The sequence below is a fragment of the Psychrobacter proteolyticus genome (assembly GCF_039762275.1).
GTDB lineage: Bacteria > Pseudomonadota > Gammaproteobacteria > Pseudomonadales > Moraxellaceae > Psychrobacter > Psychrobacter proteolyticus_C.
This window is the reverse complement of record NZ_JBDLOB010000001.1, coordinates 378,205-401,647: the sequence shown is the minus strand read 5'-3', so window position 1 is coordinate 401,647 and position 23,443 is coordinate 378,205. Positions and strand designations below refer to the sequence as shown.

Annotated in this window: 19 protein-coding genes; 5 read left to right on the top strand and 14 right to left on the bottom strand. The window is 43.0% G+C overall.

Going from position 1 to position 23,443, the window contains the following annotated elements; translation table 11 throughout:
- Nucleotides 1–79: 79 nt before the first annotated feature.
- The 3 genes from ABFV72_RS01580 to ABFV72_RS01570 form a co-directional block, all read right to left on the bottom strand.
- Nucleotides 80–652, bottom strand: a complete 573-nt coding sequence (locus tag ABFV72_RS01580; RefSeq protein ID WP_347162048.1) for a beta-lactamase hydrolase domain-containing protein — start codon at nt 650–652, stop codon at nt 80–82.
- A gap of 58 nt (nt 653–710) precedes the next feature.
- Nucleotides 711–1,625: a MaoC family dehydratase gene (locus ABFV72_RS01575; protein WP_347162046.1), complete on the bottom strand. Its 915-nt coding sequence runs from the start codon at nt 1,623–1,625 to the stop codon at nt 711–713.
- A 326-nt stretch (nt 1,626–1,951) separates the two neighbouring features.
- Nucleotides 1,952–3,352 carry a 3-oxoacyl-ACP reductase gene (locus tag ABFV72_RS01570; protein ID WP_347162044.1) on the bottom strand — a complete coding sequence of 467 codons (1,401 nt, stop codon included), beginning with the start codon at nt 3,350–3,352 and terminating at the stop codon, nt 1,952–1,954.
- A gap of 548 nt (nt 3,353–3,900) precedes the next feature.
- Between ABFV72_RS01570 and ABFV72_RS01565 the strand changes: the two genes are divergently transcribed.
- Complete coding sequence (locus ABFV72_RS01565) at nt 3,901–5,430, top strand: acetyl-CoA C-acetyltransferase (protein WP_347162042.1); 1,530 nt, start codon at nt 3,901–3,903, stop codon at nt 5,428–5,430.
- Between the two features lie 186 nt (nt 5,431–5,616).
- Nucleotides 5,617–6,696, top strand: a complete 1,080-nt coding sequence (gene ppk2 / locus ABFV72_RS01560) for a polyphosphate kinase 2 (protein ID WP_347162040.1) — start codon at nt 5,617–5,619, stop codon at nt 6,694–6,696.
- A gap of 165 nt (nt 6,697–6,861) precedes the next feature.
- Here the strand turns inward: ppk2 and ABFV72_RS01555 are convergent, their stop codons facing one another.
- From ABFV72_RS01555 to rsmG, 10 genes are all read right to left on the bottom strand, one after another.
- Nucleotides 6,862–7,209 (bottom strand): PilZ domain-containing protein, encoded by a 348-nt coding sequence (locus ABFV72_RS01555; RefSeq protein ID WP_114700955.1) that lies wholly within the window; start codon nt 7,207–7,209, stop codon nt 6,862–6,864.
- A 111-nt stretch (nt 7,210–7,320) separates the two neighbouring features.
- Nucleotides 7,321–8,451 (bottom strand): DNA polymerase III subunit delta', encoded by a 1,131-nt coding sequence (locus tag ABFV72_RS01550; RefSeq protein WP_347162038.1) that lies wholly within the window; start codon nt 8,449–8,451, stop codon nt 7,321–7,323.
- A gap of 104 nt (nt 8,452–8,555) precedes the next feature.
- Nucleotides 8,556–9,368, bottom strand: a complete 813-nt coding sequence (gene kdsB / locus ABFV72_RS01545) for a 3-deoxy-manno-octulosonate cytidylyltransferase (RefSeq protein ID WP_347162036.1) — start codon at nt 9,366–9,368, stop codon at nt 8,556–8,558.
- A gap of 49 nt (nt 9,369–9,417) precedes the next feature.
- On the bottom strand, nt 9,418–10,548 hold the full coding sequence (gene lpxK / locus ABFV72_RS01540; protein ID WP_347162034.1) for a tetraacyldisaccharide 4'-kinase: 1,131 nt from the start codon (nt 10,546–10,548) through the stop codon (nt 9,418–9,420).
- A 66-nt stretch (nt 10,549–10,614) separates the two neighbouring features.
- Nucleotides 10,615–12,402, bottom strand: coding sequence for a lipid A export permease/ATP-binding protein MsbA (gene msbA / locus ABFV72_RS01535; protein WP_347162032.1), 1,788 nt, complete (start codon nt 12,400–12,402; stop codon nt 10,615–10,617).
- Nucleotides 12,403–12,477: 75 nt separating this feature from the next.
- On the bottom strand, nt 12,478–12,909 hold the full coding sequence (locus ABFV72_RS01530) for an ExbD/TolR family protein (protein WP_347162030.1): 432 nt from the start codon (nt 12,907–12,909) through the stop codon (nt 12,478–12,480).
- A 65-nt stretch (nt 12,910–12,974) separates the two neighbouring features.
- On the bottom strand, nt 12,975–13,700 hold the full coding sequence (locus tag ABFV72_RS01525; protein ID WP_347162028.1) for a MotA/TolQ/ExbB proton channel family protein: 726 nt from the start codon (nt 13,698–13,700) through the stop codon (nt 12,975–12,977).
- 85 nt (nt 13,701–13,785) lie between these two features.
- A complete protein-coding gene (locus ABFV72_RS01520; protein ID WP_347162026.1) occupies nt 13,786–14,955 on the bottom strand; it encodes a ParB/RepB/Spo0J family partition protein in 1,170 nt (389 codons plus the stop codon).
- A 158-nt stretch (nt 14,956–15,113) separates the two neighbouring features.
- Nucleotides 15,114–15,893 carry a ParA family protein gene (locus tag ABFV72_RS01515; RefSeq protein WP_102078567.1) on the bottom strand — a complete coding sequence of 260 codons (780 nt, stop codon included), beginning with the start codon at nt 15,891–15,893 and terminating at the stop codon, nt 15,114–15,116.
- A gap of 238 nt (nt 15,894–16,131) precedes the next feature.
- Nucleotides 16,132–16,848 carry a 16S rRNA (guanine(527)-N(7))-methyltransferase RsmG gene (gene rsmG / locus ABFV72_RS01510; RefSeq protein ID WP_347162025.1) on the bottom strand — a complete coding sequence of 239 codons (717 nt, stop codon included), beginning with the start codon at nt 16,846–16,848 and terminating at the stop codon, nt 16,132–16,134.
- Between the two features lie 357 nt (nt 16,849–17,205).
- Here rsmG and ABFV72_RS01505 point away from each other — a divergent pair, with 357 nt between their 5' ends.
- The 3 genes from ABFV72_RS01505 to ABFV72_RS01495 all read left to right on the top strand — a co-directional run bounded on the left by ABFV72_RS01505 (nt 17,206) and on the right by ABFV72_RS01495 (nt 22,161).
- The gene (locus ABFV72_RS01505) at nt 17,206–20,046 is read left to right on the top strand and encodes an ATP-binding protein (protein ID WP_347162024.1); all 2,841 of its coding nucleotides are present in this window, start codon (nt 17,206–17,208) and stop codon (nt 20,044–20,046) included.
- Nucleotides 20,047–20,273: 227 nt separating this feature from the next.
- Entirely contained in the window at nt 20,274–21,416 is a 1,143-nt protein-coding gene (locus ABFV72_RS01500) for a helix-turn-helix transcriptional regulator (protein WP_347162022.1), read from the top strand.
- A 97-nt stretch (nt 21,417–21,513) separates the two neighbouring features.
- Complete coding sequence (locus ABFV72_RS01495) at nt 21,514–22,161, top strand: TerD family protein (RefSeq protein WP_347162021.1); 648 nt, start codon at nt 21,514–21,516, stop codon at nt 22,159–22,161.
- Nucleotides 22,162–22,288: 127 nt separating this feature from the next.
- Here the strand turns inward: ABFV72_RS01495 and ABFV72_RS01490 are convergent, their stop codons facing one another.
- Entirely contained in the window at nt 22,289–23,272 is a 984-nt protein-coding gene (locus ABFV72_RS01490; RefSeq protein WP_057759421.1) for an ion transporter, read from the bottom strand.
- Nucleotides 23,273–23,443: the final 171 nt, after the last annotated feature.

The following is a 23,443-nucleotide window of genomic DNA, read 5'->3' as shown; positions in this document are numbered from 1 at the left end:
TTTGATTATTTATTTCGATGTTATTTTTAGAGTTTGCTAACGTCTAAGACAGTACTAACATTTAAAGCCACAAATCTAGTTAACGCGGTACTAGCAAACGATTATGAACTTCTTGTTCAAGCTTGGTCAAACCATGACTGCGACCACGTTCCATCGCTGTATCCATCTTACGTCCACGCAACCATCCTGCCCGCAGCGCTATTGCAGCTCCTACTCTATTACCCGACCCACAGTGCATAGCAACTTTTTTGCCATGGTGCTGGCGTAATACATTATCAAACGCCAATATTTTAAGCTGCTTTAGCTCTTTAGCACCGCTGATAGGCAGCTGTTCGTAGTGCATACCTGCTTGCTCAACTGCTGATGCCTCATCAAAGCTTAACTCGTCATCAGGCTGCAAGTTGATGACGAGCTCGACGCCCGCTTTCGCTAAAGCCACGACTTTTTCATCATCTAATGCACCGCACACGATAGTGTTTGCATCTGGACGAAAATAAGGCTCAAAGATATCGGCCAAATCAACGCCATTATCGGCACTAATATGAATGTTAGCGCCGCTATCGTTAGCAGCGACCGTATCAGTCGCTATCGAGCTATCTGTTTGATCTACGTCTATCGCGTTTTCTTCTGAAGGCATGTTTTGTGAAGTCATAATAATAAATATGTACGTTAAATATGGCTGTTAAAATAGAAGCTTTATGATACTTACTCTACTTGCTGTCGCTCTTTAGGGTTACAACACCCGCCAAATGCGGTTTATTGTTTTTAGAGCTATATAATCCAAACTCACAAGTATCATCTACGTTTTTGAGCTGGGCTACTGGCTCAGCAATCAACTCTACTTCAGCTGGCAAAAAGATAGGCAGCTTAAATGAGACGTCGATTGTGTAAGCATCAGGCAAATCACCCATTAGAGCAAGGCACTTAGCTTTTGACCACATACCGTGCGCAATCGCTTTAGGGAAACCAAATGCACGTGCTGATAGTGGATGCAAATGAATTAAGTTAAAATCGCCTGAGACAAAGGCATAACGACGACCGATATCTTCCGGCACTTCAAAAATGCTATGAACACCTGCTTCGTTTACTTCAGGCTTGACCATGACCGGACGCGGCGCGCTCTTCTTATCTTTACTACTAGGTTTTTTGCTACGTGATAAATAAGTCGACGTGCCTTCCCAGATGACTTCCTCTTCTGACTTTACGATAGTCACGAAGTCAAACTGCTGACCTTGGGCATGATCGCGTAGATTATCAAAAGTGACCGACATTGCTACCGTTTCACGCTCCCCAATCGGGCGATACTGGGTGACGCTATTATCGACATGGACAAGACCCAACATGGCAAATGGGAATGGCTCTTTGACCATCATGTTCATTTGCAGCGTCTGTGACAATACTGAAAAGTAAGTTGCTGGGACTTTACCATCATCAGCAAAACCGCAAATTTTGCGATAGTCATCTAGGTTTTCTTGATCGATATGCAAGTCATCTACATAGTAAGTAGATTGTGGCAACTGGTCTCTACTGACCTTGCCACCATTACCGATAGGCAATAAGCTTTTGACAATATTGGCGTAAGTAGTGTGCGCTTTTGGCAACGCATCATAATGTTTGTCTGACATAAGTACATCCTAAGTGTGGCTTGAACAAGTTCTTTAACGTATATAAAAATAATCTGCAGTCATTGACTAAAGCCTACTATTAAATCATCTAATAAGCATTAAATTTAATCAACCTCATGAGTATCTTTAATAGCAAAAAATAGTTTGGCTATTGGTTCTTGTGTTTTTATCATAAAAAAGCCACCCTTGGGCAGCTTTATTACACTTTATCAGAGATTATTTCGTAAGCATATGTGATACAAACGAGAAATAATAGCTCATATGATACAACTACTCTCTCTCTATCTGTACCTTATTTCTCACATATACCTGTCAATTAATCAACATTATGCACCAAGTAAGCTTTGACCACAGACGCGAACCGTGTTGCCATTTAGACCGCCAGACGCAGGTGACGCGAACCATGCGATAGTCTCAGCCACATCTACTGGCAAGCCGCCTTGGCTCATTGAGTTCATGCGGCGACCAGCTTCACGAATAGCAAATGGAATAGCTTCTGTCATTTGGGTTTCGATGAAACCAGGAGCGACTGTATTGATCGTCATGCCTTTAGCATTGTCTTCTAATTGCTTGGCAGTTGCGTTAACCAAACCAATCACACCGGCTTTAGAAGTGGCATAGTTGGTCTGACCCATGTTGCCCGCGATACCTGAAATTGACGACACACATACGATACGTGCGTTTTCTTTCAACACATCATTGTCTAACAAGTAGCGATTCAATCTAGCGATACTGCCTAAATTGATATCGATGACCATATTCCATTTTTTCTCATCCATCTTAGCTAATGTCTTATCACGAGTCACGCCAGCATTATGGATGATTGAATCTAAACCACCACGTTTTTGAGCAGCGTCAGCGATTTCTGCGCCAGCGTCTTCACTAGTGATATCTACTGTCAAAGCAGAACCACTGATTTCGCTAGCAACTTTTTGTAGGTCAGCTTGCTGCTGCGGTACATCTAGACATATAACATGCGCCCCTTCACGAGCCAATACACGAGCGATAGCTTCGCCAATACCGCGACTTGCGCCAGTCACTAGCATAGTTTTGCCGCCCAAAGGTTGGTTCCAGTCAACATCGACTGAGCTGCCTTTACTGACACGTACTACTTGTCCTGATACATAAGCTGAACGAGCTGAGGTAAAAAAGCGTAAGGTTGAATCTAGGTTTTGCTCTGCGCCTTCTTCAACATAAATCAGCTGCGCTGTGATACCACGTTTAAACTCTTTACCCACTGACTTCACAAAACCTTCAAGCGAACGTTGAGCCATTGCAGATTCAATATCAGTGATGTTCTCTGGCGTACGACCAACCACAACCACACGGCCTGATTTTTCTACGCGGCGTGCAACTGTATGGAAAAACTCATAAAGTTCTTTTAGCTGTTCAGCATTACTGATATTGCTGGCATCAAAAAGCAGTACTTTGAATTGATCATCGCCGCCCGTGTTGGCTTTTGCCTCTACGCCTGCATCAGCAAGTGCGTCTTTGATGTCATCACTGCTGTTTACATATACTTCGGCATGGACGTCTGACAGGATACGGGCAACAGACTCACTGACACTCTTGTCATCACCAGTAGCACGGCCAACCAATACACTACCACGCACCAAACGCTCACCGCTTTCGAAACGATCAAGCGTCGTTGGCATCGGCAAACCTAAGTTTTTTGCTACTTTTTTGCCAATAGAAGATTGAACAAAATCACCATAACGGTCTGACATAATATAATCCTTATAATTAATGATTCGTATAATAATAAAAAATGCAATGAATCTATTATATAGAGACATTGACATCGTAATTATTTAAATTTAGTAAATCGCCTCAAAACTAGCCTAACTATACACTTCCCTTATAAACAAGTCCAAAAACAGATAATGTCTACAACATTCTGTAAACAAGTCAGTATACAAGCCAGTCGTTTTTAGCAGCGTTAAGCGCCACTATAACATGTTAAAATCTGACCTATAGGTTATGGCATACTTAATTATTGATAACAATATATTATCAAACGTACTGTTATGCAATGCTAATATTTCTTACTAGCCAGTCTATTAGAGCGATGCGTCATGGTCATGAATCTACTACCGACCTCATACAAGCGTCACATAGTTTGCTAAAGAGATACATTAAGTGAATAAAAACGCCTTATGATAAACAGCTGTATTGCGTAATAAATGATAATATTTGCTTGTATAAAATAACTTAACTATTTTTTATTGTTACCTATCACTTTTTACTTCTACCCATACTTTTTAAGGATAATATTATGAGTAATAAAAACAATCATCCAGATAGCCCTGTTGTTGAAAGTACAGTTGTTAAAGCAACAGATACAAAATCAGATACAGCAAAAAAAGAAACTGCTGCAAAAAATACCTCGACTAAAGACAATAGCGCTAAAGACACCAGTGCTAAAGAAACTACTAGCAAAAAAGCGGTCGATGAAAAAGTAGAAACCACTGCTGCCAAAAAACCTGCTCCAGCTAAAAAAGCCAGCGAAACCAAACCAGCTTCGAATCTGAATCGTGTTGCTATTTTAGGTGGTAACCGTATTCCATTCGCACGCTCAAATGGAACATACGCTGATGTTAGCAACACAGACATGCTAACAGCTGCGTTGGACGGTTTGATTGAGCGTTATAACCTGCAAGGCGAAACCGTAGGTGAAGTGGTATCTGGCGCAGTTATGAAACTTAGCCGTGATATCAACCTTACTCGTGAAGCGACATTGAATACCGCGCTAAACCCACATACGCCAACTTATGATATTTCACAAGCTTGCGGTACTGGCTTACAAGCGACATTTGCTTCTGCTAACAAGATTGCACTTGGTCTGATCGATTCGGCAATCACTGGCGGTGTAGATACTACTTCTGACGCTCCTATCGCTGTCGGCGATGGCTTGCGTAAAGTACTGATCAAACTTGGTGCAGCAAAAGACAACAAACAACGTCTAAAAGCACTAATGGGTCTCAATCCAAAAGACTTAATCGACTCACCACAAAACGGTGAGCCACGTACTGGCCTATCAATGGGCGATCATCAAGCGATTACCACGCTTGAGTGGAATATCAGCCGTGAAGCGCAGGATGAGCTTGCATTTAACAGCCATCAAAACCTAGCACGCGCTTATGACGAAGGTTTCTTTGACGACTTGATCACGCCATACAAAGGCCTAACTCGTGATAACAACTTGCGTCCAGATACTACATTAGAAAAGCTGGGTAAATTAAAGCCAGTATTTGGCAGAAAAAATGCCAACCCAACGATGACAGCTGCCAACTCTACGCCGCTTACTGACGGTGCTTCTTGTGTACTACTAGGTACTGATGAGTGGGCAAAAGAGCACGGGCTAAAACCACTTGCTTATATCGTCCATCAAGAAACCGCAGCAGTAGACTTCATCGGTAAATCTGGTACTACAGAAGGCTTACTAATGGCACCAGCTTATGCGGTACCACGTATGCTTGAGCGTGCTAGTCTGACTCTACAAGACTTTGACTTTTATGAGATTCATGAAGCCTTTGCTTCACAAGTACTATCAACCTTAGCTGCTTGGGAAGATGAGAAATTCTGTGAAGAGCGCTTAGGCTTAGATGCCCCGCTAGGTTCTATCGATCGTAGCAAATTAAACGTAAACGGTTCATCACTAGCGGCAGGTCATCCATTTGCAGCAACTGGTGGTCGTATTCTAGCCACTGCTGCTAAATTATTGGATCAAAAAGGTTCGGGCCGTGCACTTATTTCTATCTGTGCAGCAGGTGGTCAAGGCGTGACTTGTATCCTAGAAAAATAAGCTTGGTCACTTTTAAGTGGAAAAGATACGCTGACTTATTATTTTAATCAGTACATATCTATCAATAAAAAAATGCCCTTTAATTTATTTAAAGGGCATTTTTTATTGTCTGTACTTTGCTATGATAGAAACGACCTAGATAGTAGCCTCTTAAAAAAGCCGATACGCAAAACAAAGGTAATATTTATGGGTAAGACAAAAATTTTATTAAAAAAAATGAGGCAAGTCATTTTTGGCTCTGAAAAACTGGTATTGACAGAACCGCTTACAACCGCTGATTTTCAATCTCTAACGACTGAGGAAGATTTAGATCGGTACCATCAAGAACAAGCCATTCTTACTGAACGCATCGAAAAAGACATTCTTGATGATGATTTACGTCGAAAAATGCACCAAGACTTAATCGATACATATGATGAAGAACTAGAAAATGAAATAGATGATTATGCACGTGACTTTCGTTTTAACGGACGTGAGATGAGCGAGCAAGAAAAACTGGATCGACGCACCTACTTTCAAGAGTTGGTACGACTACAGCGAGAACTGATAAAACTACAAGATTGGGTCGTTGATCGCGGTGAGCGTATCGTCGTTATTTTTGAAGGGCGGGATTCAGCTGGTAAAGGTGGCGCCATTAAACGCATTACCCAACGATTAAACCCACGCGTTTGCAGGGTAGCTGCCCTGCCGGCTCCCACTGAACGCGAGCAAACGCAGTGGTACTTCCAACGTTACGTGGCCCACTTGCCTGCAGCAGGCGAAATCGTACTGTTTGACCGTAGTTGGTACAACCGCGGAGGCGTTGAGCGTGTCATGGGGTTTTGTACTGACGCGCAATATGAAGAATTTTTTCAATCAGTACCAGAATTTGAGCGTATGCTCGTACGCTCAGGCATTCGCTTAGTAAAATACTGGTTTTCTATCACTGATGATGAGCAACATGCTCGATTTATGAGCCGAATATATGATCCGCTTAAGCAGTGGAAACTCTCACCAATGGACCTACAGTCGCGCCGACGCTGGGAAGATTACACCAAAGCAAAAGAAACCATGTTTGAGCGCACTCATATTCCTGAAGCACCCTGGTGGGTTGTCGAAGGCAATAATAAAAAACGCGCTAGGCTGAACTGTATTGCCCATTTGCTCGACCAAATCCCTTACAAAGAAGTGCCTCGTGACGAAATTGAGTTGCCCAATCGCAAACGCGATGATGAATATTACCGCGAACCTATTCCCGATGATATGTATGTGCCGCCTCGTTATTAAGCGACTAGCACCTACTACTATAAAAATATAAAGAAAATTGATCTAAAAAAGCAGCCTTATTAATTAGTAAGGCTGCTTTTTTTATATTAATAAGCTCAAAACCACAACCAAACTCATCAAAGATATAGGTGTGGTTTCTAGATATTACCTAGTTATTAATAGATACTACATAGTATAAGTCGATTGCAAGCTATCGATTTTTCCCGCTAGTAGGCGCTCAACTTCATTCTTGATTCTTTGGCCAGAGACGTCACTACCAATTTGCACAGCAAACCCTGCAGGTCGACTGCCTTGACTCTTAGAGTTAATCCAAACAACCTTACCATTCATTGGTAAGCGTTCACTAGAGTTGGGTAGCGTGATAGCAATAAACACTTCATCACCCAGTTGCTGAGATTTATCAGACGGTACAAACAAAGCACCATTACTGACAAAAGATAAATAGCTGGCATATAACATTTCGATACTTTCATAATGACAGGTTAAAATCCCGCCACGTCCTGGCATTGCCATAGTCAGCTTCCTTTATCAACTGGGTTTAATATGTGTATATAAATGATCGATAATATATAGTTAAGAACAATTGCAAATTTTCGAACACAAATTAAATGCTCAAGCATGGCTCTATAAGCTTGCCAACTCTTGCATTAGCTTATCATAGGCAAATTTTTCTTGCACATTTTGTTGCAGTGCGATTTTGGTTTGCTGCACGCTGTTGGCAAATGCCTCTAACCCGCTATCAGTAGGCTGATAAGTAGCCAATATCGTTGATAGATTGACATCCTTTTGTAGTTCACTCAGGCCTAAACAGACACGGCGTATATCAAGGAGCATCAGCTCAGATAACTGTATAAACTCTTTAATATTGAGCTGACCTTGCCAATAATCACTTGCCGCCACACCACTACGTTTACCACTACGTAATGCCTGCCACGTGGTCAGCCATAGGCTGCGTTTGCTATACCATGGTGCTTGCGCTAAGGCTATAGCAGCTAACGGCGCACCATTGGCCAGTTGTATCAACTGTTCAATCGCTGCGGTACCAACGGCTTCGCGGTTAATCGTATGACCTAGCGCCTGCGTCACATAATCGACAGCAACAGTTGGCTCAATCGTCTGTAGTGCTAACTGTTGCACACGACTCTTAATCGTTGGCAATAGCTGAGCAGGCGTATCACTAATCAAAAACAGATGTACCTGCGCTTGCGGTTCTTCCAATGTTTTAAGCAGCGCATTGGCAGCGGCCACCGTCATTTTTTCAGCGTGATCTAATACACAGATACGCATTCCCTGTCCGCCTTGATAAATAAAAGGCTGCAAAGCACGAATATCATCTACTTTGATCTTAAGAGCACTATTGCTAGTAGCTTTAGCGCCTTTTTTATCTTTTGTACTACTTAATTTTTCTTGAAGCGTATCGCTTTCGGCACTGATAGGCATACTAACGAGTGGTAATACTTGCAAGCTCGGATGAGTTCCCGACTTGAGCCACTGACAACTCTCACATACTTCGCAAGCACCTAGTGGGTGTGTACCACGCTCACGGCATAATAGCCAAGCGACCAATCGCCATACAAAGGCGCGTTTGCCCATACCTTGCATACCAGCAGCGAGTAATGCATGCGGCAAAGACTGCTGCTTAAGTACGCGCTCGGTCAACTGTAACCATAGTACTTTTTGCCATGGCAATAGTGGCGCAAAATACATACGGTCTGTGTTATCTAGTGCGTCCATATTTCCTGTCAAATTATTCATGGTTATGGCTCTATCACATTGATTAGATATTTCAGGTATAGCCACGACAACACTACTTTAGCGTCGTAGGAAGCTTAAAATCGTACGCAACTTTGCTCAGACTATTACTTAATAGGGTTCTGAAAGTTATCTAAGCTCATCGCGTTTAGACGGTTTAAATCTTCTTGTGTATCGACACCCGCTGGTAATTGACAGGCAGCTTCTGCGATAGCGATATGCTGACCATTTTCTAAAACACGTAACTGCTCTAAGCTTTCGAGTATCTCAAGTGGCGTTTGTGGCCAGTTTACGAATTGCTGTAATAGACTGACACGATAAGCGTATAAACCCAAATGGCGATAGGCATTCTTTGGTGGTTGCATCTGATTATTATCAGCCAATACAACGTCACGATCACAAGGAATCGGTGCGCGGCTAAAATAGAGCGCACGCTGTAAGTTATTAGCAAATTGGCTGACCACTTTTACTACCGATGATTTTTGGAATGTATCATAGTCATCGATAGGCTCACAGAGTGTGGCCATCACGCTATCCTCATCCGCTACCAAAAGCACCTGTACTTGCTCCAAAAGCAACGGCGGTACAAGGGGTTCATCGCCTTGCATATTCACCACAATATCATGCTCAGCCCAACCTTTGATAGCTGCTACCTCTGCCAAACGATCCGTCCCTGAAGCATGATCACTACTGGTCATAACCACATCAAAACCTGCATCGATACAAACTTTTGCAATTTGCTCGTCATCAGTCGCTATACACATGTCATCAGCAAAACTTGCTGTCTGCGCTTTTTCTGCTACCCAAATTATCATCGGCTTACCATGAATAGTTAGCAATGGCTTACCAGGTAAACGCGTACTCTTAAAACGTGCAGGAATCACGATATGGGTTTTGGCAGGTGTGGTGGCGAACGACATGGCGTATTCCTATAAAAGTGGTACGGCGATTTAAAATATTAGCTGATATTTATAATGAGGTTGATATGTTCATATCATGGTTGATACGAACCCCTAGTGCTTTTAGCTGCGCATCTAGATTATGATAACTACTCTCTGATAATACAGCCGTCACTGGCAACACCCATAGTCTACTGACAAGTTCTACATACTCACCACTGAGTGCTTGTGTCGCTGTATAGTCCGCCAATAATGCGCTGATTTTTACCGCATCTTTACTGGTTACGATGATAGGATAATCACCATATTGTAAAAGCTCAGCTAAACTAAAATTATAATGGTCAGGGTAAGGGTGCCCTATGACCTCAAAGCCAATAGATTCTAAGGTATCAAAAAACCGCTGCGGATAGCCGATACCACTAACAGCATGGACGCGGCTGTTATTAGTAGGCTTCACACTATTAAGTTGAGCTGCGCTAGATGTAGGATTCCATAGGCGCTGTAACTCAGCTGGTTGCAAATGCATGATCAAACGATCAGTAGACTGTATCTTATTACAACTTCTAGAAGTCCGAGTTAAATCTGTACTTGGTTTTTCATGATAAATAACATTGGCACCCTCTAATCGTGACATTGGCTCACGCAAAAAACCCGTTGGTAATAGCTGCTCATTGCCAAACCCACGGGTGGCATCTACCACAATCCATTCGATATCACGCTGTAGTGCATAGTGCTGCAAACCATCATCTGCAATAATCAATTGTAAATCAGGCTTTGCCTTTAACAGAGTAGCAATCGCTTGTTGGCGATTGGGACACACTGCCATAGTAGCGCCTGTCATATGAGCAATCAAACACGGCTCGTCTCCGACTACATGAGGTAAGCTGGTAGCACTAACCAATGCAGGCATTTGACTCGTATCACCGCCATATCCGCGACTGATTACCCCTACTTTTACGCCTTTTTTTTGTAAGTAGCTGACCAGAGCAATAATCAGCGGCGTCTTACCACTACCGCCCACACTGATATTACCAATGACCATAACTGGAATAGGTGCTCGATAGCTTGATAACAGGCCGGCCTTATAAGCTTGACGACGCAAGAAGGTGATGAAACCGTATAACCAACTGACAGGCAGCAACAACCACAACCAAACAGCTTGACGTTGCCATGCGCGGGTGACTGTCGTCTCAATACTCATTAATCAATATCGCTTATCTTATTGGTTCATGGCTGCGTGAAAATTGGCTAAAAGCTTCTAAACTGGCTACTCGAAGTCTCGAGCATACATTTGCGCATAGTGACCTTGCAGTTGCATTAGCTCATTGTGCGTTCCTAATTCAACAATCTGACCACCATCCATCACAGCAATACGATCCGCTGATTCAATAGTCGTCAATCGATGGGCAATGACCAATGTAGTACGGTCTTTCATCACATTATCTAGCGCTTGCTGGATATAATACTCAGACTCATTATCCAGCGCGCTGGTGGCTTCGTCTAAAATTAGAATCGGTGCATCCTTTAGTAATGCGCGAGCAATAGATAAACGCTGACGCTGACCACCAGATAGTTGCAACCCTTCAGCACCAATTTCGCTTTGATAGCCGTTTGGCATTTTCATAATAAAGTCATGAGCGAAGGCATCTTTTGCGGCTTGTTCAACCTCAGCTTGAGTCTTGTCAGCTAGGCTACCGTAAGCAATATTATTAAATACGGTGGTATTAAACAATACTACTTGTTGGTTCACCATTGCAATCTGGGCACGCAAACTCTCTAACTTAATATCTTCAATTGGCATACCATCCAATGTGATTTGCCCTGAGGAAGTCTCTAGAGTACGTGTTAATAAATTGACTAGTGAGGACTTGCCCGCGCCACTTCGCCCGACTAATGCAACTGTCTCGCCTGCTTTAATATTCAAGGTAAAGTCACGTAGAGCCACCGTCGAATCTGGATATACCAAGCTGATATTGTCTAACGATATTTGCCCTGATAGCGCTTTACTGATTGTGCCTGTGTCTTCTTCTTCTGGCTCATCAAGTAGTGCAAAAATCGACTCACCAGCAGCCAGACCTTTCTGCAGCTTCTGATTAATATCAGTGAGCGAACGTACTGGCTTACTCAATAAACCTGCTGCTGCAATGTAAGAGATGAACTCACCTGCTGAAATATCATCTATTACTGCAGGTCGCAACGCAAGCCAGACGACAACGGCCATCGCAATCGCCATCAACAGCTGTACGGCTGGCGTATTAATACTATTGGTAACAACCACCTTCATACCTTGGCGTAGGTTTTTCTTAGATGTTTTGTCAAAGCGTGCTGACTCGTATGATTGACCACCATAGTTTTTGACCACTTGATAGCCGCCGATGACCTCATTGGTAATGTGACTGACATTACCCATCGTCTCTTGGATACCTTTTGAGAGCTTAAGATAGCGCTTTGATGCAATGCGTACCAGCCATAGTATTGGTGGCAAGACAACAAATAGAATAAGCGTTAGACGCCAATTGCTATAGAACAAAAAACCTATCAATGCGACAACGGTCAAACCATCACGCAGCAAAGTCTTCATTGAGTCTGTACTAGCGGCCGTGACCTGCTCAACATCAAATATCAACTTCGATGAAATCGTACCGGCTGGATTGGCCAAATAAAACGAGCTAGGCAAGCGCAGTAATTTATTGAAAACTTCTACACGTAGCTCATAGACCAAGTTGCGTGAGACCAATGCAGAATAATAGTTACCCAAAAAGCTACCAACCCCGCGCACAAAGAATAGCAATATAATCAATAGCGGAAATAAGGCTTGTTTGCTTCGATCATTCTGATTGATAGCATCAGTAATATATTGCAGAAGCTTGGCAGTCCAAATCTCTGTCCCTGCATTAATCGCAAAACCTAACGCCGTCAATAGCAATGCCCACCAATAAGGCTTCAAATACCTTAGTAGGCGTAATAACGTCTTACTTTTAGGGGTAACGGGCGATACTGCCGATGCATTTTTAGCAGAAGATTTTTTAGAGTCAGGTAAATAAGCTTGGCTCATAAAAGCCTCAATTTGGGTATCGTGGTATGAATAGGCTGTGTGTCACACAGTTTTATGATAGTAAGACTATATATGTTATTGCGGCAGCGTTTGGCCAAGTGGTACCACTGTACTGATGTTTAAATTCAAAAATCCGAGCTTTCCAGCGATATCCATCACTCGTACCACAGACTGATGAGTCGCATTGGCATCCGCTGCAATAACAAATAGCGTATCGCGATTGCTGCCCGCCTCTTGCTGTAACATGCTGGTCAGTTCAGCCTCATTGCTACTAGCAAGTGTAATGCCGTTGACCAAATAGCTACCATCCTCTTGCACAGCTACTTCGATACTGTTGTTTTGTTCTGTCAGTGCGACACCTTCCGCTTCCGGAAGAATAATATTTAAACGACTAAAGTGATTGAATGAGGTAGCCAGTAATAAAAACACAATCAAAAACAGTAAACAATCAATCATCGGTGTCAGATTAATTTCAAGCGGTTCAACCGTTGGTTTTCTAAAACGCATATCAATCTCTTTAGTTCAGCTACCATTTATAGGCTTAAGATTTCTATTCTTCAAAACCGCATTGACTACACTGCTGCTATACTAGGCTTATCCGAATCTAACCCACCGAATGAATGTTCTTGCACAATACTATCTTCTATTGACGTACGGCTAGAAGATGTAGATGGCTGCGTACTAGCAAGCAAGTGATAATCATACAACTCTTGAATCATAAGCCCTGCTTGAGTCTCAAACTGAGCATTAATATCAATGATACGGCGCTGAAAATAACGATAAGCAACCAGCGCAGGGATAGCAACAATCATACCAGCAGCGGTAGTGATTAGTGCCTGTGATACGCCAGCGGCCAGCATCGTCGGATCTTGCATTGCGCCATCGGTAATCGCCAAGAACGACGAGATGATTCCTAGTACCGTACCTAGTAGGCCAAGTAACGGAGCTATCGCACCAATAGTACCTAACATATTGATGTTTTTTTCTAACTGATGAACTTGGACGCTGGCACGATTTTGCATGTGCATCGTCATCGACTCTAGCCCATACTGACGATATAACAAACCCGTTGCCAAGATATCGCCAAGTGCCGTCTTTTCTTTTACATTCATCAATTGTGTGCGGCCAATATCACCATTTTCACGTAAGCGAGTGATTAACTGTTCGCGCAACCTACTAGGAGCGACTTTGTTAAACTGTAGCGTATGACTACGCTCAATAATAATGACTAATGCCAATATAGAACAGACCACGATAGGTGTCATTAGCCAGCCACCTGCTTTTACCAACTCCCACATACCCACTCTCTTCCGTATTTTTGCAAAAATAGTTGTTCAGAGGCGATTTAGCATTTGGATAGATACGGCTAACTCGCAAACGTTATTAAGCTTGAGCTTCTATATGTTTAATCAACGCAGCTAATTGATCTTGATTGTGGAAAAATATCTCAACACTACCTTGACCATCTTTTTTATGTTTTAGTTTGACTTCAGCACCCAGCATATCTGTTAATCTTTGGGTCAAACGCTCTACATCACGAGATTGTGCTTGTTCAGCACGGTTGATCTTGGGCGCTGGCTGCAAGATTGATTTGACCAATTTTTCAGCCTCTCGCACGGTCATACCGCCATCAATAATTTTTTGCGCAATAATAGGTTGCTGTTCAGAGGACAACGCCAAAAGTGTACGAGCATGACCCATATCTAGCGCACTGTTGGCTAAATGGTCTTTTACTGTATCATGGAGCTGATTTAAACGAAGTAGATTCGATACTGTCGTACGCGCCTTGCCAACGACTTCAGCAATCATGGCATGACTCATACCAAATTCCGTATGAAATCGCTGCAACGCCGCTGCCTGCTCAATCACTGATAAGTCTTCGCGCTGGATGTTTTCAATCAGTGCCAATGCAATTGCCAACTCATCAGATAAGGCACGCTCAATCGCAGGGATAACCGCTTTTCCTGCCATTTTTGCTGCGCGCCAGCGGCGTTCACCAGCGATAATTTCGTGAGTGACAAATGCTTCACTTTTATCTTCATTTGCCAGTAGTGGACGGATAACGATAGGCTGCATCACGCCATGCTGCTCAATAGAAGACGCCAATTCTGCAAGTGCTGTCTCACTCATATCTCGACGAGGCTGGTACTTACCTGCTTGCAAACGTGTGACATCAATCTGCACAAGGCTAATCTGATCTTCGGTTGCGCTCGTATCTGCACTATTGCCACGCGATTTGTTGAGCGACGTCTTGCTAGTAGCACGAGATGAACGTGGCGCACGAGTGCTATTTTCACTAGCAGTATCGTTATCAGTAATCTTCGCAGATGATTTTTTACTGGCTTTTGTTGGAGTGATATCTGGCGCTATATCTGTGGACACAGTATCTATAGGCGCATTAGTATCTACAGGCACATTAATATCTGGCGCAGCACTTTCACGCGCCACCATGTCGTCTTGCAAGGCAGAGGCGGTAATTTGCTTTTCTTTTTTGATTGACCCTAATAAGGCATCTAAGCCCCGATTAGCAGCCAACCCTCTTTTCTTCGCCATGATTACCTATCCTCTAACGCTAAAATAAAAGCCAATTGATTACTGATGCGGCTTACTAAATACAATGTTAAGTGTTCTATGCTTATGCTATTCATTTACTGTCTTGATCAGTGACACTTTTTATCTAAAAACCCTTTGTAAGAGACTTTAGATAAAAACTAGCTACTTTGTTTCATCACTTCAGCGGCCAGCTTTTGATACGCGCGTGCACCTTTTGACCATCTCTCATACGCAATAACTGGTAAACCATGCGCAGGTGCTTCTGCCAAGCGAATATTCCTTGGAATATGAGTCTTGTACATGATATCGCCAAAATGCGCTTCTAGCTCAGTAGAGACATCACGGGCAAGCGTGTTACGCGCATCAAATAGCGTTCTGACCACACCACGTATATATAGCTTAGGGTTCAATTCTGTAAGACGTTCAATCGTTTGTGATAAGTCAGCCAACCCTTCTAGTGCATAATACTCACACTGCATAGGGATAATCACACTATCCGTAGCCACCAACGCGTTAATCGTCAGTAGATTCAAACTAGGCGCACAATCGATAATCACATAATCGTATGGCTGTTTTTGTGTAGATACCTGATCGTTAACCAATTCGGCCATCGCAGTTTTGAACAGCTCATGACTATCGGTCTTGCTCATTAAGGTAATGTCCATGCCAGCCAAATCTCGATTGGCACCGATGACATCGAACCCTGCAGGACTGGTAACAATTGCTTCAGACAGCGCGACACCATCTAGCAAAACGTCCGCTATGGTAAGATCCAACTCGTTTTTGTCAACGCCTGTACCACTGGTCGCATTACCTTGTGGGTCTAAGTCAATCAGCAGTACATGCTTGCGTTTAGCAGCCAAGCTGGCGGTCAAATTTACTGCCGTTGTGGTTTTACCCACACCGCCTTTTTGATTCGCAATTGCTATGATTTCCATACACTCACTCAATTTTATTAGGGTCTATTACTTTTGACTCGGTTGGTACGATTATTTTTGTTCAATCTTGTACAGCGACACTCGCTCAGTATTTAAAAATAAGCAATTTATGGTCTAAAATACTCAGTTTATGGTCGAGCATTTTAAATGCTTTTAAATACTATGTCATTTAGATACAGACGTAAACTGTGTTTCACAAAAAACAGTGCCTGTTTCATGACTGCGAAGTATTTATGGTTCAACTATCTTTAGCAGACATTTCAATTAAATGACGACTGTCGTGCAAACGTGGCACCGTCAGCTTGATGGTTTTGATATGCCAATCGCTATCTAATGCATGTAGCTCTTCTTCATTCGGCACTTTACCTTTCATAGCGCATAAGAAGCCGCCATCTGCCAATCTTGGCTGCGCTACTTCCACAAAATCTATCAAACTGGCAAACGCTCGCGATGTCACCACAGCATAACTTGCTTCATGCGCTTCAATACGCGATGCAATCGGCTGCATATTACTCAAACCAAGCTCGCTGCTGATTTGCTTAATAAAGCGAATTTTCTTCTGATTACTATCAAGCGCAGTACACTGACGCTCAGGCTGACAAATGGCAATAATCACTGCTGGCAACCCTGCTCCCGTGCCGATATCTAGCAACGATCCGGCGGGTAAATGCGTTATAATAGACAGACAATCTATCACATGCTTGATCAGCGCTTCTTCTGGATCAGTGATCGCGGTCAGATTATACGCTTTATTCCATAATAAAAGCTGGTCTAAGTACAATAATAACGTGCGTTGCTGCGTTTCACTTAACGGCAGACCCAGCTCATTTATCGCTTGCGCCAAGATATTAGCCAGCTTTGGCAGTTGCGCACCAAGCTTTACGAAACCAGCCGGATCAATATTGATATTACCCATACTAGCAGACGATGAAGAGTTTTTAGCGGAAGCTGACATACAACGAGTTATCCAGTTTTGACTTGTGAACCGTTTATTTTATCATGCAGTCTGCCCATTGAATAGTTGCAGATTGCGCCAATGTGGGACATCTTATACTATCTACGCTGATCATGAGGCGTTATTCTGCTTTGATTGCCTCCAATTCGTTGATTAATTCATTCGTTTTTTACCAGTTTTACTCAAGCATTTGTCTAAATATGATACAAAACTGCGCTTAATGACTTCGCTAATAGGTGACTATATCTTGTAAGATGTCATGATTGATTATAAAAAACTCAGAATACGCATGAACAGATAAAACCAATCACTTCTCATATTCCTTTAATACTTTTTAAGATGATTTTTCAAACGCCTATGACAGAACAACCCTACACCCCTATATCGCAAGTATCAAAAGACGCTAACAATATGGTAGCACCTACTACCGACACAAAAAACATTAAGCAAACAGCACCTGATACCCCAAACCCTATCTTCACAAAAGTTCAGCAAAATTGTCGCATTTCCGCTGAGCAATTAAAACGCTATAGCGACCCTGATGAATTGCCTACAGACACACGTACTGCGCCCGACTTAGATGTGGGCTTCGGCCAACAACGCGCACTTAAAGCATTGCATACAGCACTGGACATTAAAGCCAGTGGCTACCATGTGTTTGCTGCTGGTGAAAACGGTTTGGGCAAACGTACTGTGATTAGTCGTCTTTTGACGCGTATTGCCGCCGACGCACCGACGCCTGATGATTGGGTATATGTGCATAACTTTACCGATCCACGCACACCATTGGCGCTGCGTCTACCAGCTGGTCAAGCCTCGCTATTACAGCAGCAAGTTAATAACTTATGGCAGCAAGCAAAAAAGCGTTTAAGCCAACGCTTTCGTAGCGATCAATACCAAAGCAAAATTGAAGCCATCAAAAACAGTACTCATCAAAAAGAAAGTCATGCCTATGACGCGCTTAATGCTGAAGGCAAGCAATATGACCTAGCATTGACGTTTCGCTCCTTCGATAATAAAGCCGTATTTGTTCATCCTAGTCAACTGCCTACAGAAAGCAACAGCGGTGATAACAAACAGGTAGAAACACCTAACAATCAAAAAAATTCAGAAAAGCTCGATGATAGCGAAAAAGTTAACATTTTGAGCGATGAAAATAATGAGCGTAAGGAAAACCAAGATTCTACATATGGCAATAATGAGTATGAAGCTGAGCTGAATAACTTTGTACAAAAAAACCATATGCAAAAGCGTCTGAGTCAATTGACCATCGCTTTAGAGCAACTAGAAGACGAAGCCAACGATGAGATCGAGTCGTTACATCGTAGTATTGCCCAACGTGCTTTACAGCCATTATTTACTCCTATTTATGAGCAGTTTGCGACTCATCCACTTGTCGTAGCATATCTCAAGGCTGTATTTGATGACATGGTCACTCACGTAGAGCGTATCGTCAATGGCGATGATGAGGAGTTTGTGACGGCAGTGTTGGCTACGACGCCCAGTCGTTATGCGGTCAATGTTATTGTCAGTCACACACCTGACAGTGGCGCACCCGTGGTTTTTGAAGATTTGCCAACCCATCTCAATTTGTTAGGGCATGTCGAGCAAATCACCCAATTAGGCACAGTAACCACTGATGTGAGTATGATTCGTGCAGGTGCGCTACATCGCGCCAATGGCGGCTATTTACTGTTAGAAGCCAGCCACGTCCTTGAGCATCCTTATGCATGGCAAGGCTTAAAGCGCGCATTACAATCACGAAAAATCAAACTATCAAGTCTAGAGCAAATGCTGACGCTAACCGGTAGCTTGTCTCTGTCACCAGCGCCTATTGATTTAGATATCAAAGTTATCTTATTAGGTGAAGCAGATTTATATTACGAGCTGCTAGAGCTTGAGCCTGAATTTGATGCGGTATTCAAAGTCCGAGCTGACTTTCATGACGATGTGCCTCGTACCATTGAGCATGAATTGGCATTGATCGCAAAAATGGCCGACATCATTGACTATGCCGACCTTTATCCGTTTGATAGCAGTGCACAGGCCACGCTACTTGAGCATTTAAGCCTGCAAGCTGAAGAGCAAGATCGCTTAAGCCTACACAGTGATTTATTGATTAAACTTTTGCATGAGTCAAACCGTCACGCTCGTTTAAATAATGAGAATATGGTAACGGCAGATCATGTCACTCAGGCAATCGATGACATGGATGAGCGTTCAGGATACTTGCGCGATCTGTACTGGGATGAGCTGAAAAACGGCCAACAGCTGATCCAAACGCAAGGCGATGCTATTGGACAAGTTAATGCGCTTACTGTGGTCAGTTATGCCGATAGTGAGTTTGGCATGCCAGCACGTCTTACTGCGGTCATTCAGCCCAATATTGGCACAGGTGAAATTCTTGATATTGAGCGTGATGTAGACTTGGGCGGTAGTTTACACGCCAAAGGCATGTTGATTATGACCAGCTATTTGCGCGCGTTGTTTAGTCAACATCATGCACTGAACTTTAGTGCATCACTGGCATTCGAGCAAAGCTACGCACAAATCGATGGTGATAGTGCCACTGTGAGCGAAGGCTGTGCATTGCTATCCGCGTTAGCAAACGTCCCCATCAATCAGTCTCTCGCGATTACTGGATCTATGAACCAGCTAGGCGAAGTACAGGCAGTCGGTGGCATCAATGCCAAAATTGCAGGTTTTTTCGACGCCTGCCGCGAGCAAGAGCTAACAGGCGATCAAGGCGTTGTCATTCCGATGGCCAATGTCAAACAACTGATGCTACGTGACGACATTATCGATGCGGTAAATAGAGGCAAATTTCATATCTATGGCGTCTATACTCTAAGTGAGGCCCTGACGCTGATGACTGGTTTGCCCATCGACACCATGAATAAAAAAGGCCGTTATCGTAAAGATACTTTATTTGGCAAAGTATTAAGCCGTCTGATGCTATGGGATGAAAATCAAGAAAACACGGACGACATCGATGATGAAAAGTCCAAAAAGAAAGCAAAGAAGAAGCGTAAAGAAAAACGTCAAAAGAAAGAAGATAAGAGAATAAAAGAAAAGCGACAAGGTGAGAGAATTAATGAGAAAGGCAGCGAGACAAGTAACAAGCAAAGCGATGCTAAGCCTATTGATGACACCCTAAACGATAGCGAGACAACAGCTATCGATGAAGATGGCAATTAAAATTTGAACGGTATTGCTGATACGCACGCACATTGCTGTTCGACTAGATCCATTGTTATGTCTATGGCTAGATCGAGCAGCAACCATCGAATAGCAACTATTAAATAAACATAAGCATGCATGAACGTTGCTAGACGCTACGCTGCTTTTCTGCGATGATTAACGGTTCCTGATCGAGCAATATCGCGCCAGAAACCGACTTGTAACTTCATAAAGGGTATCTCTTAATGACTGTACATCCTACTGATGCTGATAACATCCAAGCTCAGTCCAATCCTAGTGAGCAGGCAGGTGCGCTTGCAGCTGTAGACACTGGTACCTCAAAAGAGGCCAATGCCGCCAATATTAGTGACAATCGACATGGTGCGGCAACGACTGCTCGGCAATGGCAGGTACTATCACAGTTGCAGCGCAATCGCTGGGTAGGCACCACGCATATTTATGAGCAGCTGATAATGGCAGGCTTCGATATAAGCCTACGTACTGTCCAACGTGATTTGAATGCCCTTGCCAAACGCTTCCCTATCGAAAAAAACAATGCCAATCCTCAAGGTTGGCGCTGGAAAGAAGACGCCCCATTACAAAGCTTGCCGCATATGAACTTATCACAAGCGGTTGCTTTTAATATGGTCGAGGCCAATCTGACCCAGTTACTGCCACCTGTGATCTTAGATGAATTATTTCCTTGGTTTGACTTAGCACGACGACAGCTCAAAAACAGCAAAGTGACCCACTCTTGGATAGACAGAGTGCGTATCGAGCCTGCCACACAGCCACTCATCGCACCAGATATAGATTTGGATAGTAAAGATAATATTTACCACGCGCTATTTTATCAGCTGCAAATTCATGCTTGTTATACTCGTAGCAACAAATTACAAGCCAGCGAATACATCCTAAATCCAATCGCAATTATCCAGCGTGGCGTGATTATCTATCTACTGGCAACTCGTACCGACGACCCAGAAGCCACCATTCGCACCTTTGCCTTACATCGGTTTGATAGTGTTGAGATTCTCGAAACCGCTGCAAAAACACCAGAGAATTTTCAACTCGATACGTATTTGGATGAAGGCAGCATGGGCTTTAGCCACCCACTGTTTGGCGAATTGGACGAGCGTGGCAAGAATACCGCTGTTGAGCTTAGGTTCACTAGGCAAGCAGGTAAAAGTCTGACCGAAAGTAAACTTAATGACGATCAAACCGTGACGCTAAATGAGGATAACACCCTTACTGTAAAAGCCACTGTTAACTTGACCTCACAGCTGGTTTGGTGGCTACGTGGATTTGGTAGTGGGTTATTAGATGCTAAGCCTGAGCTGCTCTATCAAGCAGTATTAGATAAGTCTTCGACAGCAATCAATGAGTAACATCACTGACCTGAGATAGGCTAACATCCGCACGCCTTATGTAAGCAAGCACCAAATCTAGATAACGGTTAGAAACTAAGAATAAAAAAGGAAAGTTATGTCGACCACCGCCCCATCACCACTGTTGTCAGATAGTTTACGAGGACTGGGACTAGACGCAGGAACTTTGTTCTTTGCGCTCAATTATGAATTTACCAAAATTGAGCCAAAAGGCATGTTTAAGCGCTTTAAGAAAAATCAAAGCGCGATAGATATTGATCTGGCTTGTGTGTTGTACGATGACAATTGCGTCATCAGTGACATCGTTTGGTTTAAGCAATTACGTGATAAAGCTGAATCGGTCAAGCATCAAGGTGACAGCTTAAATGGTAAGGATCGCGGTGAACAAGCCATGTATCTTGCCCCACTTGATCAAGAGCAAATCAGATTGGAGCTCGAAAAAATTCCCGCTCATATTACTCACATTGGTTTAATTGCCAACTCATACCACGGTCATTCGTTTTCTAGGGTGAAAAAAGGCGAAATTCATTTGAGTGATGACGAAGGAAACCGTTGTTTTGAAGTCAATCTTAAACAACTCCCACGTGATTGCACCACGCTATGGGTGGCGCATTTGCGCCGATCTGTTGATGACTGGCATTTAACGTTGCAAAATTTACCACTCACTGCAGATGGTCTAGCAAATGCAGCACAAGAAGTGGCTCATGAGTTAGCACGTGCATTGCCTATCCCTCAGGGAATATAAGAGCAATTAGTAATCGCATATAAAAGAGGTCTTGTGCTATGTAAACACAAGACCTCTTTTTATGGTCAAAATATTAGCTATAATTAATTGCTAAAAACCTATCTGTTATAAACCATTTAATACTTGCCTATAAAACTTCACCGCAATGCGGACAGAAGTTCTTTTGGCGTGTTTCAACTTCTTTTTCACGCCGTTCGAGCTCTTGCTCTCGAAGTACCTGTAAAACGATATTTTGTGCCTGTTCTTTATCTAAGCCTAGCTCTCGACGAATTTTATCAATCATCATCTGATTCTGTACCAGATCAAAATCGCTATCAATGAGCTGCTCACGAAAATGCTGTTCAAGCTCTTCACGGCGCTGAGCCAACTCATTTGCTAATCCTGTCGCTAAAATACCAGCCGGCAGTGCAGCGAGACCCACACCCAATATCGTAATGACCGCACCCAATATTTTGCCCGCATTAGTAATTGGCGTGACATCTCCATAGCCTACGGTTGTCAGTGTCACCACAGCCCACCACATCGCTTTGGGTATGGACTCAAACTCATCTGGCTGTGCGTGATTCTCTACCAGATAAATACCGCTAGAGGCGGTCACAATCATAATAATAAGAATAAAGATAACGGCCTGAAACGAGCCTCGCTCCTTACTGATTACGACTAGCAAGATACGCATTGAGGCAAAATAACGCGTCAATTTTAGGATTCGAAATAAACGTAAAATACGTAAGAAACGCAAATCAATGTTGACGAAGAAATTCAAAAAGGCGGGCACGATGGCTACTAAATCAATCAATGCGGATGGACTTCTAAGCCAATCCCATCGCTGTTTCCACGTTGTATTGTCAGGCTTGGCTTCAGCCACACTCCATAGACGCAGTAAGTATTCAATAGAAAAGACAACGATAGAGAAGTTTTCGAATAAGGTGAAGTAATCTTGATAAGGGTAATACCACTGATCGACAGACTCGGCTATCACAGCCGCTACGTTAGTCATAATCAGAAAGATAAGAAAATAATCAACGTAACGGCTAAATAACGTATCATGTTCTTCATTTTGTAAAATATCATAAACAAAATGACGCAAGCGCCGTATAGATTGGAATAACATGCCAGCCCTATGCGGTGAAATACCGATTTGATATTAGTAGAATAAAACAACGGTCAAACAATAAGAACCAAACTTTCATCACAGAACATAGGAGATATTTGCAGCAATCATCCGTGATTTTCATTAGAAACGCTTCATTTCAGTACTGACCTGTCCATTATCAGCCATGAC

Excerpts from the sequence above, each read along its gene's own strand:
- ABFV72_RS01580 (WP_347162048.1), bottom strand. The coding sequence starts at position 652 with ATGACTTCACAAAACATGCCTTCAGAAGAAAACGCGATAGACGTAGAT.
- ABFV72_RS01575 (WP_347162046.1), bottom strand. The coding sequence starts at position 1,625 with ATGTCAGACAAACATTATGATGCGTTGCCAAAAGCGCACACTACTTAC.
- ABFV72_RS01570 (WP_347162044.1), bottom strand. The coding sequence starts at position 3,352 with ATGTCAGACCGTTATGGTGATTTTGTTCAATCTTCTATTGGCAAAAAA.
- ABFV72_RS01565 (WP_347162042.1), top strand. The coding sequence starts at position 3,901 with ATGAGTAATAAAAACAATCATCCAGATAGCCCTGTTGTTGAAAGTACA.
- ppk2 (WP_347162040.1), top strand. The coding sequence starts at position 5,617 with ATGGGTAAGACAAAAATTTTATTAAAAAAAATGAGGCAAGTCATTTTT.
- ABFV72_RS01555 (WP_114700955.1), bottom strand. The coding sequence starts at position 7,209 with ATGGCAATGCCAGGACGTGGCGGGATTTTAACCTGTCATTATGAAAGT.
- ABFV72_RS01550 (WP_347162038.1), bottom strand. The coding sequence starts at position 8,451 with ATGAATAATTTGACAGGAAATATGGACGCACTAGATAACACAGACCGT.
- kdsB (WP_347162036.1), bottom strand. The coding sequence starts at position 9,368 with ATGTCGTTCGCCACCACACCTGCCAAAACCCATATCGTGATTCCTGCA.
- lpxK (WP_347162034.1), bottom strand. The coding sequence starts at position 10,548 with ATGAGTATTGAGACGACAGTCACCCGCGCATGGCAACGTCAAGCTGTT.
- msbA (WP_347162032.1), bottom strand. The coding sequence starts at position 12,402 with ATGAGCCAAGCTTATTTACCTGACTCTAAAAAATCTTCTGCTAAAAAT.
- ABFV72_RS01530 (WP_347162030.1), bottom strand. The coding sequence starts at position 12,909 with ATGCGTTTTAGAAAACCAACGGTTGAACCGCTTGAAATTAATCTGACA.
- ABFV72_RS01525 (WP_347162028.1), bottom strand. The coding sequence starts at position 13,700 with ATGTGGGAGTTGGTAAAAGCAGGTGGCTGGCTAATGACACCTATCGTG.
- ABFV72_RS01520 (WP_347162026.1), bottom strand. The coding sequence starts at position 14,955 with ATGGCGAAGAAAAGAGGGTTGGCTGCTAATCGGGGCTTAGATGCCTTA.
- ABFV72_RS01515 (WP_102078567.1), bottom strand. The coding sequence starts at position 15,893 with ATGGAAATCATAGCAATTGCGAATCAAAAAGGCGGTGTGGGTAAAACC.
- rsmG (WP_347162025.1), bottom strand. The coding sequence starts at position 16,848 with ATGTCAGCTTCCGCTAAAAACTCTTCATCGTCTGCTAGTATGGGTAAT.
- ABFV72_RS01505 (WP_347162024.1), top strand. The coding sequence starts at position 17,206 with ATGACAGAACAACCCTACACCCCTATATCGCAAGTATCAAAAGACGCT.
- ABFV72_RS01500 (WP_347162022.1), top strand. The coding sequence starts at position 20,274 with ATGACTGTACATCCTACTGATGCTGATAACATCCAAGCTCAGTCCAAT.
- ABFV72_RS01495 (WP_347162021.1), top strand. The coding sequence starts at position 21,514 with ATGTCGACCACCGCCCCATCACCACTGTTGTCAGATAGTTTACGAGGA.
- ABFV72_RS01490 (WP_057759421.1), bottom strand. The coding sequence starts at position 23,272 with ATGTTATTCCAATCTATACGGCGCTTGCGTCATTTTGTTTATGATATT.